This window comes from Rothia sp. HMSC071B01, assembly GCF_001808945.1.
Lineage (GTDB): Bacteria > Actinomycetota > Actinomycetes > Actinomycetales > Micrococcaceae > Rothia.
Map to the genome: position 1 here is coordinate 491,510 of NZ_KV795073.1, position 14,530 is coordinate 506,039.

Consider the following 14,530-nt stretch of genomic DNA (forward strand, 5'->3'; position numbering starts at 1 on the left):
ACAAATCTTGTGTCTCTCTGAGGAGAGAAACTACTCGACACTCCCCTTTCTATCACTCACTCAGACTCTGCTCTAACCAGAGCAGAACCCAAAAATGTGCCCTTAGCCAGGGCAAAAGATTGGAGATTGTTATGGAGAACAAGGGTGGAGTCACTATCCCCCGCTGGGCTTTCGGACTGGCAGCAGCTGTCGTCGCCCTCCTCGTTGTACTGGTCATCGTGCTGATTCCGCGCGGCGGCGATAATTCCAACACCTCCGCTTCGGGCGGCTCGAACGGTGCGGCTCAGTCGAAGGCCACCTCAACGGTAGCGGCAGGCACCTGCGGTGCCGGCACCTCAGACGACCAGGCGGTACTGGACGCAGCACCCAAGGACACCACCTGGGTAACCACCGATGCTGGCTGGACTGGCCCGGTGTCGAAGACCGCTGGTCCGAAGGCAAACTCCCCGATTCGCAACTGCTTTGAGCACTCTGCTGAGGGCGCACTCTACGCTGCTGTATGGGCGACCATCGAGATTAATGAGGCACCGGAGGCATATGTCCAGACTGTTGTGGGCCCGGGTGCTGACGCATTCCGTGAGAGCCGCCTCAAGGACACTAAGACCCGCACTGTGGTTCACGTTGCTGGTTACCGTTATGTCTCGTATACTCCTGAGCGCGCGACTGTACGTGTGCTAATGCAGATTCCCTCGGGGTCGTACCGCTCTGTAGATATGGTGATGGAGTGGCACGATGGTGACTGGCACTATTGGGCTCCCACGACTCCTTCTGCAGTTAACAGTGTCGACCCTGACGAGTTCATCACCTGGGAAGCCTAAAAACTAAAAACCGGTAGACCCGAAAATACGCGGTGGGGCACGACCTTTCATTAGGTCGTGCCCCACCGCGTTTATACGTTTAAGACAGCTCTAGGCGCTACCCGCTAGAGCACATCCGGGTGGACCGCCACCTCCACGGCGGCAGGCAGCACCCGCGCGCTAATACGGTGCGCCGACGGCGCCGGGTCACCATCCACCTCAACCGGCTGCGCACCATCCGGGAACTCCAACACCACCTCAGACCCCACCAAGTGGCGAATCACCGGCAGTTCAATACGCGGCGACCCCAAAATCGTGCGGCGCGTAACCTTCGCCATCAGCAGCCCCCACTCCACCAGGTCACGCGGCGACGCCACAATCACCTCAAGGTTGCCGTCGTGCACATCCGTCATATCCGCCAGGCGAATACCACCCTGCAGGCGGCCACAATTCGCGATCAGCACCGAACGCATCGGCAGAATGCGAGGCTCCCCACCGTCCACGCTAATACGCACCGGGTGCGACCTGCCCAGCATGTGCTTCATGCCGGACTGCACGTACGCAACCCAGCCGAACTTCGCCTTAATATCCTCGTTCGTATCATTCATAACGAGCGCATCAAAGCCGGCACCACTCATCACAAAGAACGTGTGTTCGGTTTCTTCGCCGGGGGTGTTCGTCGTCGTCATCTCAATCGCATCAACGGCCTGACCTGCACCGTTGAGCGCAATGTTCACGCACGCCGCCACGTCACTCACCGGAATGTACAGGTTACGCGCCAGCAGGTTACCGGTACCCATCGGCAGAATACCCAGGCGCGGCTTGCGCCCCTCATGATGCGCCAGCGCCGCCGCCACAGCACGCACCGTACCGTCACCACCGGCAGCAATCAGCAGGTCAACACCCTCAGCGATCAGCTCGCGGGCAGCCTCAGAACCGGGCTCGTCCACACGGGTGGTGCGCACCAGCGCCTGCGGGTGGCCGTTCGCCGCGAGGGTACGTTCCAGAATCTCAATAGCCGCCGCAACGCCGGGCTTACTCGGGTTGTACACCACGCCCACACGCTGCGCCTCACCGGTGGGCAGGGTCGGCAGAACGCCGAAGGGCGCGCCCAGTTCGATAGCGCGTCGGCGCGCGTTCTTGCGGGCACGAGTGACGGAGGCGGTCAGCGCCGCCGCCGCGGAAACACCAAGGAGTTTACGGTAAAGAGGCATAGTTCTTAGACTACCGGGATACACAAAAACCCGCCCACCGTTTACGCGGTGAGCGGGTTTTTCAGCTGGTTGTGAGATTACTCAGCGGGCGGGGTTTCCCTTATTCAGCGATAGCCGGGATAACCTCGGCACCACCCATGTACGGACGCAGCGCTTCCGGAATCACAACAGAACCGTCAGCCTGCTGGTGGGACGGAGGTGGGGAATTCCGAGCGCGCGAGGCACTAAATCCCCCGCCGGAGTGGAGACTCACTCCAGCAGGCATCCCTTATTCAGCGACAGCGGGGATGACCTCGGCACCACCCATGTAGGGGCGGAGTGCCTCAGGAATACGCACAGAGCCATCTGCCTGCTGGTGAGTCTCCAGGATGGCAACCACCCAGCGAGTCGTCGCCAGGGTACCGTTCAGGGTCGCTACGGAGCGGGTGCGGCCCTTACGCACGTTGCCTGCCTCGTCCACGGTGTCCGGGGTGCGCTCGCGAATGTTCAGGCGGCGCGCCTGGTAGGTGGTGCAGTTCGAGGTGGAGGTCAGCTCGCGGTAGGTGCCCTGGGTGGGGACCCACGCCTCGCAGTCGAACTTGCGGGCTGCGGAGGTGCCCAGGTCGCCTGCGGCGGTGTCGATTACGCGGTATGCGAGGCCGCAGCGCTGCAGCATTTCCTCTTCGAGGGACAGCAGCTTTGCGTGCATTTCTTCTGCCTGCTCGACGGGGCAGTAGACGAACATTTCAGCCTTGTTGAACTGGTGCACGCGAATGATGCCGCGGGTGTCCTTACCTGCGGAGCCTGCCTCGCGGCGGTAGCAGGAGGACCAGCCCAGGTACTTCTTCGCACCCTTCTCAAAGTCGAGAATTTCGTCGGTGTGGTAGCCGGCGAGCGCCACTTCGGAGGTGCCGACCAGGTACAGGTCGTCGCGTTCGAGGCGGTAGATTTCGTCGTCGTGCTTGACGTTGAAGCCGGTGCCGTTCATGATTTCGGGGCGTACCAGGGTGGGGGTGGTCATCATGGTGAAGCCGTGCTCGGTTGCGAGGTCGAGCGCCATCCACATGAGTGCCTGTTCGAGGCGTGCTACCTGGCCCTTGAGGAAGTAGAAGCGTGCGCCGGAGACCTTCGCGCCGCGTGCCATGTCGATGCCGTCGACGAGCTCGCCGATTTCGAGGTGGTCGCGCGGTTCGAAGCCTTCGGTGGTGAAGTCGCGGGGGGTGCCGACTTCCTTGACGACTACGTAGTCGTCTTCGCCGCCGACGGGTACGCCGTCGATGATGAGGTTTTCGATGCTGCTGATCAGTTCCTCGTATTCGGCGGTTTTCGCTTCGGAGGCTGCCTTTGCTTCGTTGACGCGGGCTGCCAGTTCCTTCGCCTGTGCGACGAGGGCGGGCTTTTCTTCCTTGGGTGCCTTTGCGACGGTCTTGCCGAAGGCGTTCTGTTCGGCGCGCAGGGTCTCGTATTCGCCGATGAGTGCGCGGCGTGCGGTGTCGGCTTCGAGGATGCGGTCGACGTGGGTTTCGTCCTTGCCGCGTGCTCGCTGGGAGGCGCGGAAGACGTCGGGGTTTTCGCGGAGGAGGTTAATATCAATCACTGTTTTATCCTACCTAATCTTGCGGTGGGTTGTGGGCGGGGTTTGCGCTGGTGGGGCACGGGTAGGTGCGGGGGTATCTAGCGGCGGGGCGGCTAGTGGCGCTGCAGCTGTGCGGGGCGGCCGTTCGGGAAGAGCGACTCGACCCATTCGTGTGCGGCGTCGAAGGAGCCGTCGGAGTGGATGTTGTCGACTTCGGTGTTTTCGTGGTCGGCGCGCGGGTAGGAGCCGAGGAATTTTAGCGTCGGGGAGACGCGGTGCAGGCCGCGCAGGGCGTCGCGCATGCGTGCCTCGTAGATGTGGCCGTCGGCGTCGATGCTGAACGAGTAGGAGCCCATGCCTTCGCCGGTGGGGCGCGATTCGATGCGGGAGAGGTTCACGCCGCGCACGGAGAACTGTTCGAGCAGTTCAAGCAAGGCGCCGGCGCGGTTGGCGGGCAGCGGCACGGTCAGGGTGGTCTTATCGGAACCGGTCGGTTCGGGAATGTCGGCGGTGCGGGAGAGCAGCACGAAGCGGGTTACGGCGTTCTTGTTGTCGCCGATGTTGTCCTGCAACACGTGCAGTTCCGGGTGGTAGTTCAGCAGCGCCGGGGAGCAGATCGCGGCGTCGTAGGTGCATCCCTCTTCGAGCAGGCCAACAGCCGCCGCCGCGGTGGAGGAGCCGGGCAGGTAGGCGGCAGCGGGTACGTTCTCCTGCGCCCAGCCGCGCACCTGCGCCCAGGCGTGCGAGTGGGTGGAGATGGTCTTGACGTCTTCAATGCTAATGGGCTTCGCGGCGACCAGCACGAATCGGATCGGTACGAGCACCTCGCGGATAATGCGTACACCCTCGCTGGCTGCGATAGCGTCCAGAGTGGCGCTCACGCCCCCCTCCACAGAGTTTTCGATGGGCGCCATGGCGGCGTCCACCTCGCCCGCGTTCAGGCGTGCGAGCGCGTCGGGCACGCTGGTGGCGGGGATACGTTCGGCGTCGGCTGCGCCGGGGACGCTCAGCAGGGCGGATTCGGTGAAGGTGCCGGAGGGGCCAAGGTAGGTGTATCGCATGCCACTATAGTAGCGTCTGCCGTGTAGGGGGCGCCGAATTCGGTGATAGGTTACGGTCTTTGGCGGTAGTTAAGAGCCCCCACCAAAGTCACTAACCTATGACCGAAAAACTTAGGTCATAACCGAAAGACCTAAGCCGCCACCGAAAACCTATACAGCAGCTGAAACCGCTACCTCACGAACTGGCGTACACGCGCGGTGTCCCAGTACTGGGCGGGTACGCCTCCACCCATGAGCTCACGGGCGATAGCGGCAGCCTGCACGGAACCAGCCTCCGGCAGGGGCGCGTGCGAGCCAGCAATAATGACGTTGCCGCGGCGGCGGCCCTTCAACATTGCCGAATCCGCCACAATACACACGTACTCGAACACCTCAAGCAGGGCGGACGCCTCCGCGCGGGCACCGGTCAGCGCAGGCCCGTCACCGCAGTTCAGGATGTACAGGCCACCGGGTGCCAGCGACTCGGCGACGGTGCGGGTGAACTCGACGGTGGTGAGCGCCTCGGGCGTGGTGTCCCCGGCGAACACGTCACGGATCAGCACGTCGCGGGATGCGGGCGCGAAGGTCGCGGTGACGGCACCCGCCTCACCCACGCGAATCTTCACGCGCGGCGCCTTGGGGATGTCAAACCAGGCGCGCACATACTCGGCGAGCTTGGCATCCAGCTCAACGACGGTGTTGCGGCTGGTCGGGTACAGGTCAGCGAAATAGCGCGCCATCGAGCACGCGCCGCCGCCCAGGTGGGTGATGCGCAGCTTCGCGGCGTCCAGGTGCTCCTCCACATGCGAGGAGACGACCGCCGCGATCCAGCGCATGTATTCAAAATCCAGCTGGCGGGGCTCACCCACAATCACGTGGGAAGACTGCACACCATTAATGAGTAGCAGCCAGCCGTCGGCGTGGTAGCCGTCAGGGACCAGCTCCGCCTCACCCGTAGAAATCGGGTACACGCCAGCGGCGGCACCCTGCACGGGGGCGCTCTCGGTATCGTCGATGCGGTTCTTCTGCTGCTTCTGGGCTTTCTGCGCCTTTTGGGACTTCTTGGGTGCCCTGCTCTTTTTCGCCATACCCACTAGCCTAGCCGACAGCCCGCACGCCCCTAGCGTACGCACCCGCAAGGAACCGCCTCCACGGGGGCCGGCTGAGTAGACTAGAACCCATGGGATTTGTATGTCAGGGCCGCTACGCGCTCGCACCGATTGAACCGACCGACGCCGAAAAATACGTCAACCTGCAGCTGGACTGCATGGAGCAAACCTACGACCCGATCTACTTCGACGCGCTCGGGGAAAGCTTCACCGCCCGCCACCGCGCCGAACGCAACGAATACCTCGAAGACTTCCACCGCCACCTCTCCTCCTCCACCGTGCGCGGCTTCTTCGCCTATGAGGTGCCCGGCTGGACCCCCGACGGCGGGCTCTCCTGCTCCATCGGCGCGCAGATCGACTGGGATAAGCCGGTCGGCCTGGCGCTCTCCCTGTGTGAGCCCTCCTCCTGGGAACTCGAACGTGCCGAGTCCCTCCCCGAACTGCCCACAGGCACCCGCAAACTCACGCACCTGTACACCCTCAACCACACGCACGGAACCGGGCTCGGACAGGCACTCTACGAATCCGTCATCTACCCGGACGAAAACTCCTACCTGTGGGTCATGGCAGAAAACGAACGAGCGCTCTCCTTCTACGAGCGCCTCGGCTACCGTAACGAAGGCGTGTACTTCCAAGCGCGCGGCTCCTGGGCCCCCGGACGCAGCGTACGATACACCCGCATCCTCAACCCCTAAACGGCACACCACACCAGGAGGCGGCACGCAAAACACCCCAGCCCTAACAAGCTGCGCATCCGCCCCACATGACGCAACACATGACGCAGCGCACCGCACTCCCTGTTAGGCGCCACCCCCACAACGCCTTAAGATAGAAGATGACCTATAAGCTCGACGCACCCGCGCACAGGAGCACATACACCCCTGCACAACCGCGGGACCCAGCGCCGAACATCGCATAGAAGGACAGTAAAACAATGACCACCGGTCTTTACCTCTCCGCTATGTCCCAGAACTCGGGCAAGTCCCTCGTAGCCCTGGGTCTAGCAGACTCCCTCATCAAGCGCGCAGACCGCGTCGGCTTCTTCCGCCCCGTATTCGACGGCGCAACCATCGCCGACGACCCCATGGCACGCCTCATCCGTGAACACTTCGGCCTGACCGAAGAGCAGGTAGGCGGCGCAGTCTCCATGACCGACGCACTCGCACTCATCGCAGAAGGCGACACCGAAGAGATCTCCGCACGCGCAGTCTCCGCATACGAGAAGGTCGCAGCACACAGCGACGTCGTAATCGTCGACGGCGTCTACCTGCCCGCCAACGCGCTCTCAGTCGAATTCGACCTGAACGTCCAGATTGCACGTGACCTTGGCCTGCCCGTCGTCGCAATCGTCGGCGCACAGGAAGAAACCGTCGAAGAAGCAGTCACCGCAGTCGACGTGGCACGCACCGAACTGCTCGCCTCCAAGGTAGACCTGCTCGCAATCATCGTCAGCCGGGCAGAACCCGAACTGCGCGACGAAATCGAAAAGTCCGTCAAGCGCGGCGACGCAAACCTGCCCGTCTACGTACTGCCCGAAATCCCCGAACTGAACGCACCCACCGTCGGTGAAGTTGCCGAAGCCCTCAAGCTCGACACCGAAGGCATCAAGGCAGAAGACCTCAGCCGCGACATCCACGGCATCAAGGTCGCAGCAATGAACGTCTCCAACTTCCTCAACCAGTTCGTCGACGGCGACTTCGTCATCGTCCCCGGCGACCGTGCAGACATCGTCGCAGCAACCCTCGCATCCGCACTGGCACCGACCTTCCCCGCACCCTCCGGCGTGCTGCTCACCGGCGGCCTGGACGCGCTGCCCGGCAAGAACACCGCAGTCGGCTCCCTCATCGACAACGCGCCGTTCCCCGTGCTGTCCACCACCAAGGACACCTTCAAGTCTGCACGCGCAGTCTCCCGCGTCCGCGGCACCCTCGAAAGCGGCCACCAGCGCAAGCTCGCAGCGGCAATGGGCGGTTGGGACGAGCACGTCAACAAGGACGAACTGCTGGCACGCCTCGAAATTGAGCGCCCCGCATCCATGACCCCGCTGCGCTTCCTGCACAACCTCATCGAGACCGCACGCGCAAACCGCCGCTCCGTGGTCCTGCCCGAGGGTTACGACGTGCGAATCCTGCGTGCATCCGAAATCATTGCACGCCGCGACTTCTGCGACCTGATCCTGCTCGGCAACCCCACCAAGATTGCAGAGATCTGCCAGGCCGAAGGTATCGAACTGCCCAGCACCGTTCGTATCATCGACATCGAAAACAACGAGTACACCGAGGACTTCGCAGCAACCTACGCTGAGCTGCGTGCACACAAGGGCGTCACCATTGAGGCTGCTCGCGAGCGCATGACCGACCCCTCGTACTTCGGCACCATGCTCGTTTACAAGGGCATCGCCGACGGCATGGTTTCCGGTGCAGTGAACACCACCGCGAACACCATCCGCCCCTCGCTCGAGTTCATCAAGACCCGCCCCGGCACCAAGATCGTCTCCTCCGTCTTCCTGATGCTGATGGAAGACCGCGTTCTGGTCTACGGCGACTGCGCAGTGAACCCGAACCCCAACGCAGAGCAGCTCGCCGACATCGCGAAGGCATCCGCAGAGACTGCACGCCAGTTCGGCGTCACCCCCAAGGTTGCTATGCTGTCCTACTCGACCGGCACCTCCGGCGCTGGCGCAGACGTGGACGTTGTGCGCGAGGCAACCGAGCTCGTGCGCGCTTCGAACCCCGACTTCGCGGTCGAGGGCCCGATCCAGTACGACGCTGCTTCGAACATGTCCATTGCGTCGACCAAGCTGCCCGGTAGCGAGGTCGCTGGTCAGGCTACCGTGTTCATCTTCCCCGACCTGAACACCGGTAACAACACCTACAAGGCTGTTCAGCAGTCTTCGGGTGCTGCCGCTGTGGGCCCGGTTCTGCAGGGTCTGCGTAAGCCCGTGAACGACCTGTCGCGCGGTACCACCGTTGAGGACATCATCAACACCGTTGCGATTACCGCAATTCAGGCACAGAGCCTGTAAGGTGCACGCGGCGCTGTAGCGTGAAGGCTGCAGTGTTCCGTTGATATAGAAATCTCCCGCACTGGGCGGGGCATGCCTTAGAGGTGTGCTCCACCCGGTGCGGGAGATTTTTTGTAATTACAGGGTTTCTTGTAGTGCCATTCCCCGGTTAGTCCTTGCGGGTGCGGCGGAGGCGCACATAGTTAATCACGCCAAGACCAGCCATGCCCACGGCGGTCAGAACCGGGCCGAGGGCGGGTGGGAAGAGCCAGGTGAGCCCCGCCTCCACGGTGTAAGCGATGAGGCGGTAGGCAAGGTAGGTGCACACCGCCACGAAAAGCGCGTAGGCGACGATGATGCCGACCGGGCGGGGCTCGTAGCCTTCTCGTCGGGCGCGCAGAGCGGCACCCAGGGCGTTACCCAGGTACAGGGCGAGGGCACCGACGACGACAGCCGCGGTGAGGGCACCGTCAAGGAGCGTGCGCGGGGTCAGCGGTGCGGTGCCTACCTCCGAGAAGAGGTTGAGGATGCGCACCCCGGTGTAGGCGTAGCAGAAGATAGCTGCGGCGCGGATGGTGAGGGGTAGGTTGGTCCAGAAGGTTTTCATGCGGCCCCTTTCGAGGTGGAGGGCAGGCTTCTGTCTGAGTGTTACCCCAAGGATACCCAAGAATGCCGGAGTGTGATGCGAATCAATAGCGTTTGGGCTGGTGTGTTCTGCGTGCGGGGCGCTGTTTTTATTGCACCGAGAAGCCACATGTGTTTCGAAAAGCAACATATTATGTGGCTTCTCGAAACACATGTGGCTTTTCGAGGAGGATGCGGGGCAGAATTTTTGTAATTACAGGATTCCGCCACCCCTACCCCGTGAGCCGGTGACCACCCAAGCAGCGGCAAACCGCCCGGGCTGCTAGGCTGCTGCTATGACCACAACTGACGAAACTCTCCCCCTGGGGCTCTACGAACACCTCAAGAGCGCATCGCTCATGAGCCGCACCATCCCTGAAGGCGCGCAATGGCAGGAAGAAATCCTCGAAAAGGACGACTACAACATCCCCGAACTGCTCACCCAGTTCTTCGCCACCCAGCTGGCCCCCGCCCTCGAAAGCCTCAAGACCCCCGCAGACCAGGTGGAACTCATCAACCGCATGATGGAGCTCCTGCCGCAGGATGCCGAAGAGCAGAACGATTCGTTGCTGACCGATGACGACAGCAACGTAATTCAGATGCGCGAGCTCGCCCTCACTGACGCAAAAACTACGCGCCCCGATATTCCTCTGAGTGACGTTGCTCTGATGACGAATACTTCTAAAGACCTGAATCTCAATACTGAAATTCAGAAAGAATTAGAAAGTGCAGACCGCGTAGATTTGCTCTGCTCATTTCTTAAAATGTCCGGCGTTAATAGTTTGAGTGAGCAGCTTAAAGCTATTAAAAATCGCGGTATCCCTTTCCGCATTATTACCACCACCTACATGGGCGCAACCGACCGCAAGGCTATCGATCGCCTCGTTGAAGAGTACGGTGCCGAGGTAAAAATCAGTTACCAGGGCGACAGCACCCGACTGCACGCGAAGGCCTGGCTGTTCCACCGCAATACCGGCATGTCCACCGGCTATGTGGGCAGCTCGAACCTGTCCAGTGCCGCACTCACTGACGGCCTGGAGTGGAATGTTCGCATCTCTAACCCGATTACACCCGGCCTGATCCGCCAGTTTGAAGGCCTGTTTGAAAGCTACTGGAAGAGCGGCGATTTTACCCTTTACACCGCCTCTGACCAGGAGAAACAGGAGTTGGATACTGCCCTGGCCAAGGCGGATATTACCGGCCGTAAAAGCAAGGGCCTGGAGTACGATATCGACTCGTCCCTGCTGGATGTGCACCCGTTCCCGCATCAGGTGCGCATGCTCGAAGAGATGCAGAACGCTCGTTCTAAGGGCCGCCACCGTAACCTCGCCGTGGCCGCAACCGGCACCGGCAAAACCGTGTTCTCGGCTCTCGATTACAAGCGCCTCTGCGAGCAGTACGGCAAAAAGCTAAAGTTGCTTTTCATTGCACACCGAAAAGAAATCCTAGACCAGGCGCGCCGCACTTTCGGCGACGTCATGCTTAAAGGTAATTTCGGTGAGCTCCTGACCGGCGGCAAAAAGCCTGAATATAATGAGGCTGTTTTTGCGACCGTTCAAACGTTGTCAGGTGCCGCCCTCGAAAGTTACGCGCCGGACTATTTCGACGTCATCATCATGGACGAATGCCACCACATTAAGGCCGCCAGCTGGGACAAAGTTTTCAACTATTTTGAGCCCCGCGAATTTATTGGCCTGACCGCAACCCCCGAGCGAGAAGACGGGGTGAACATCGCCGACAAGTACTTTGACGGCTACGTGGCGACCTCAATCCGCCTATGGGACGCACTCGAAGACCACCTCCTCGTACCCTTCCAGTATTTCGGTATTGCCGACGGCACCGACCTGCGCCGCATCAACGTTCGAAGCGGCAAATACGACGAAAACGCCCTTGAGAACCTGTACACCAAGGACGAGGCTGAACGCCGCCTGCGCATCATCGTGGAGGAGCTACGCGAGAAGGTCGACAACCCCCTGCGCATGAAGGCACTCGGGTTCTGTGTGAGCGTGAAGCACGCCGAATACATGGCGCAGAAATTCAACGAGGTCGGTATTCCCGCTGACTTTTTGGTCGGTACAGATTCCGCCGAGCGCCGCGCCGAGGTCATGAAAAACCTTGCAGACGAAACGCACGAGCTGACCACGATCTTCACCGTGGACCTGTTCAACGAGGGCGTCGATATTCCGAGCGTCGACACCCTCCTGATGCTGCGCCCCACCCAGTCGCTCACCCTCTTCCTGCAGCAGCTGGGCCGCGGCCTGCGCCGTGCACCGTTGAAGTCTGTTCTGACGGTCCTCGACTTCGTGGGACACCAGAACAAGAACTTCATGATTCACAGCAAGTACCGCGCTTTTGCACGACAGGGCACCCTGACCGAGCAGGACGTTAAGAACCCCGAGCTGCCGGCTGGCTGCCACTTCCACCTGGACGAACTAACTCAGAAGCAGGTCATCAAGAAGATTCGCGAGTCCCTACGCATGAACCAGAACGCCCTCATCGACACCGCAAAGAGCTACCTGGAAGATATGCGCCGAAACTCCACGGACCTCGATATTCGCCCCACCGTCATTGACTTCATCAACCGCTACGGGTTGGGACTGCCGCAGATTTACGGCCGCAACAGCAAGATGACCCTGCCCGGTATCACTAAGCCCGTCGCAACAACCTGGACCAGCCTCCAGGCCGCGAGTGAACTGTACCCCGACCTGGTGGTTCCCTTCCAGGACAACGTGGCCGTCGAGACGAATAAGCGCGTCAAGGCACTCACGCACGTACACGACACGTTCCGCATTAACGCATACCTGGAGCTGCTAAACACGGACATCCTGGAGCAGGACATGACCGATGAACAGCGCCGCCACGCATGGATGCTGCTGTTCTCCATCTGGCCGAAGGCCAAGTGGGACGGTTCTTCTGAGAAGTTTAGCCTCAACGAAGGCCTGGCGACTCTGCGCAAGAACCGCGGCATGCTGCAGGAGCTGGAGAGCGTATGGAACTTCAACGCCGGTACGGACACCACCTCCACCCTGCCGCTCTTTGAGGGTGAAGGCATCCCCCTGCGCACTCACGCCCTCTACTCCCGCGAGGAACTATTCGCCGGACTGGGCGGCCAGGAGGAGAACTTCAAGGTACCCGGCGGCGTGGTCAACGGTGTTGTACCCTTCGACCCGACGAACACCACCGCGTTGCTGGTGACGTTAGAGAAATCTGAGAAGCACTTCTCCCCGGCCACCATGTACAAAGACTACGCCATCAGCACTGACGAGTTCGCATGGGATTCACAGAGCGCGACAACCCCCGAAAGTCCGACGGGTCAGCTCTTCCAACACCACGAGGAGCGAGGCCGACGCATCGTGCTCTTCGCCCGCCAGCACAGGGAGAATAGGCTCGGCCCCGAACCCTACATGTGCCTGGGCACCGTGAAATACATTTCTCACGAGGGCTCCAAGCCGATGCATATTCGCTGGTCGTTGGACCGGCCGATGCCGGCGTCCATGTTCCAGATCGCGAAGATTGCCTCGTAGGCGCTGAATAACCGCAGCAGGCGGCCCCGGATGCGTGTGTGTCCGGGGCCGTTTTTGTTTTACCGTGCCGTGCCGAAAAATTGTGCCATAGGTTAGTGTCTTTGGTCGTAGTTAAAAACCATGGCAGAAGACACTAAACCATGGCACAAATTCTGCAGAGACGGCGCCACCGCGGGTGCAGAGATATTTGATGCATAAAGCATTGAGAAGCTCGAATAATGACCAACCACCGTCATCATCCTCAAAAGAATGCAAACGACGGCAAACATGCGGTAGGGTGGTAACTGTAGTACTCAATAGCGCATTGATGCGATTGTTGGGCGAGCTACGGGGCTGTTTTCCTTCCGGTGGTCAGTTTGACCTGCGAAAAACGGTCCGACTAGTAACTAAACAACACACCATCACCGACGATAGGAGCGTATCTTCTATGGATTCGACCATTTTCAACCGCCGTACCTTGCTGGGCGGCGGCGCACTTGCGGGCCTGGGGGCCCTGCTTGCGGCATGCGGCCAGCAGGCAAATAACGAGGCGGCAGCCACCGCAACTGCCGCACCAAGCGAATCGGCATCTACTTCTGCTGCGGCATCTGAATCTGCATCAGCTTCAGCAACCCCCTCTACTGTCCGAGGCTACTCTGGCGGTTCCAAGGCGCCGGATGGGGAATACCGCCCTGCTGATAAGTACGGTCCGGCACAGAATGTACCGAAGCCTAACGTTCCGGAGGACGGCTACAACGAAAAGTCTTTGGAGGGCATGCGCAAGACAATGGATGCCTGGATTTTGTGGGCAAATTACGGCACTCAAACTGGCGATTACTCGATGGCTCGCAAGTTCATCTCGCCAAATTTCAAACGTGAATTGGAAGAGTATAAAAATGCAGAAGAGCTTTATCAAAGCGGTGGATGGATTATTGGTGGAATCGACCATTTTCTAGCCGATGGAAACCCTTGGTCCGAAGACGGTGAAACCTACTTCTGGAAAGCCTATCGCGAATGGGATCGTGAGATCTTTGTTGAGTCTGATGGGAGCTGGGTTAGCTGGACCAATGATGACAAAACTGATGATACCTTCAAATTTGAACTGAAGCACAACGGTCAAAAATGGGAAATCATTGATTATGTAAGTGTTGAGGACTAAACATGAGACAGAATATTAAAAATATTTCATTGATAATTATTGGAATAAATATTGTATGCTCATCAATCGCTCCGGCATTAGGTAGCGACTCGACAAAAGAATGTTCATCTGAAAATAGCGCCAAAGTATGTCAAACCACTAAGAATACAAAATATAAAGACAAAAGCGGAGGCAATAGAAACACAGGTCATACCTCAGAAAATATAAATGACGGAAATTACCCATCTCAGTCATCAAATTCAGAACCTAACACCTACGCCTCCAAAGGCGCTAACGGCATGACCGTAATTCGCTCCAAGAGTGACTCTCGTATCCTTGGCTGCGTAGGTAAGGGCGGAAAGATTGGAAACGTAAAACTCAACAATCTTATTGTTCGTGACGATGGGACCTACATTGATGGTGGCTTTGGCAAGTATAGCCGCACCTCAGAAACCTGTGTTCCCGAGGATACCCGCACCTTCACCAGTGCCGACAGTCCGGGTCCCACCGGTCCGACCTACGAAGAAGTCATGGAGGAAATCCGCC

At 59.9% G+C, this 14,530-nt stretch carries 10 protein-coding genes and 1 pseudogene; 6 read left to right on the forward strand and 5 right to left on the reverse strand.

The window, feature by feature from the left end:
* Positions 1-131: 131 nt before the first annotated feature.
* The gene (locus HMPREF2527_RS07005; protein ID WP_070507368.1) at positions 132-818 is read left to right on the forward strand and encodes a DUF8175 domain-containg protein; all 687 of its coding nucleotides are present in this window, start codon (positions 132-134) and stop codon (positions 816-818) included.
* A gap of 104 nt (positions 819-922) precedes the next feature.
* Here the strand turns inward: HMPREF2527_RS07005 and HMPREF2527_RS07010 are convergent, their stop codons facing one another.
* The 4 genes from HMPREF2527_RS07010 to HMPREF2527_RS07025 form a co-directional block, all read right to left on the reverse strand.
* Complete coding sequence (locus tag HMPREF2527_RS07010) at positions 923-2,011, reverse strand: diacylglycerol/lipid kinase family protein (protein WP_070507370.1); 1,089 nt, start codon at positions 2,009-2,011, stop codon at positions 923-925.
* Positions 2,012-2,279: 268 nt separating this feature from the next.
* The gene (gene serS / locus HMPREF2527_RS07015; protein ID WP_070507371.1) at positions 2,280-3,587 is read right to left on the reverse strand and encodes a serine--tRNA ligase; all 1,308 of its coding nucleotides are present in this window, start codon (positions 3,585-3,587) and stop codon (positions 2,280-2,282) included.
* Positions 3,588-3,679: 92 nt separating this feature from the next.
* Positions 3,680-4,627, reverse strand: coding sequence for a prephenate dehydratase (gene pheA / locus HMPREF2527_RS07020; protein ID WP_070507373.1), 948 nt, complete (start codon positions 4,625-4,627; stop codon positions 3,680-3,682).
* A gap of 170 nt (positions 4,628-4,797) precedes the next feature.
* Entirely contained in the window at positions 4,798-5,694 is an 897-nt protein-coding gene (locus HMPREF2527_RS07025; protein ID WP_070507375.1) for a spermidine synthase, read from the reverse strand.
* A 92-nt stretch (positions 5,695-5,786) separates the two neighbouring features.
* Here HMPREF2527_RS07025 and HMPREF2527_RS07030 point away from each other — a divergent pair, with 92 nt between their 5' ends.
* Both HMPREF2527_RS07030 and pta read left to right on the forward strand, forming a co-directional pair.
* Complete coding sequence (locus HMPREF2527_RS07030) at positions 5,787-6,410, forward strand: GNAT family N-acetyltransferase (protein ID WP_070507377.1); 624 nt, start codon at positions 5,787-5,789, stop codon at positions 6,408-6,410.
* Positions 6,411-6,649: 239 nt separating this feature from the next.
* Positions 6,650-8,740 (forward strand): phosphate acetyltransferase, encoded by a 2,091-nt coding sequence (gene pta, locus HMPREF2527_RS07035; protein WP_070507379.1) that lies wholly within the window; start codon positions 6,650-6,652, stop codon positions 8,738-8,740.
* A gap of 148 nt (positions 8,741-8,888) precedes the next feature.
* Here the strand turns inward: pta and HMPREF2527_RS07040 are convergent, their stop codons facing one another.
* Positions 8,889-9,326, reverse strand: coding sequence for a hypothetical protein (locus tag HMPREF2527_RS07040; RefSeq protein WP_049363696.1), 438 nt, complete (start codon positions 9,324-9,326; stop codon positions 8,889-8,891).
* Between the two features lie 313 nt (positions 9,327-9,639).
* Here HMPREF2527_RS07040 and HMPREF2527_RS07045 point away from each other — a divergent pair, with 313 nt between their 5' ends.
* The 3 genes and pseudogenes from HMPREF2527_RS07045 to HMPREF2527_RS07055 all read left to right on the forward strand — a co-directional run.
* On the forward strand, positions 9,640-12,867 hold the full coding sequence (locus tag HMPREF2527_RS07045; protein WP_049344637.1) for a DUF3427 domain-containing protein: 3,228 nt from the start codon (positions 9,640-9,642) through the stop codon (positions 12,865-12,867).
* A gap of 427 nt (positions 12,868-13,294) precedes the next feature.
* On the forward strand, positions 13,295-14,005 hold the full coding sequence (locus HMPREF2527_RS07050) for a DUF6318 family protein (protein WP_070507381.1): 711 nt from the start codon (positions 13,295-13,297) through the stop codon (positions 14,003-14,005).
* A 2-nt stretch (positions 14,006-14,007) separates the two neighbouring features.
* A pseudogene (locus HMPREF2527_RS07055) lies at positions 14,008-14,530 on the forward strand (peptide ABC transporter ATPase); the annotation flags it as partial.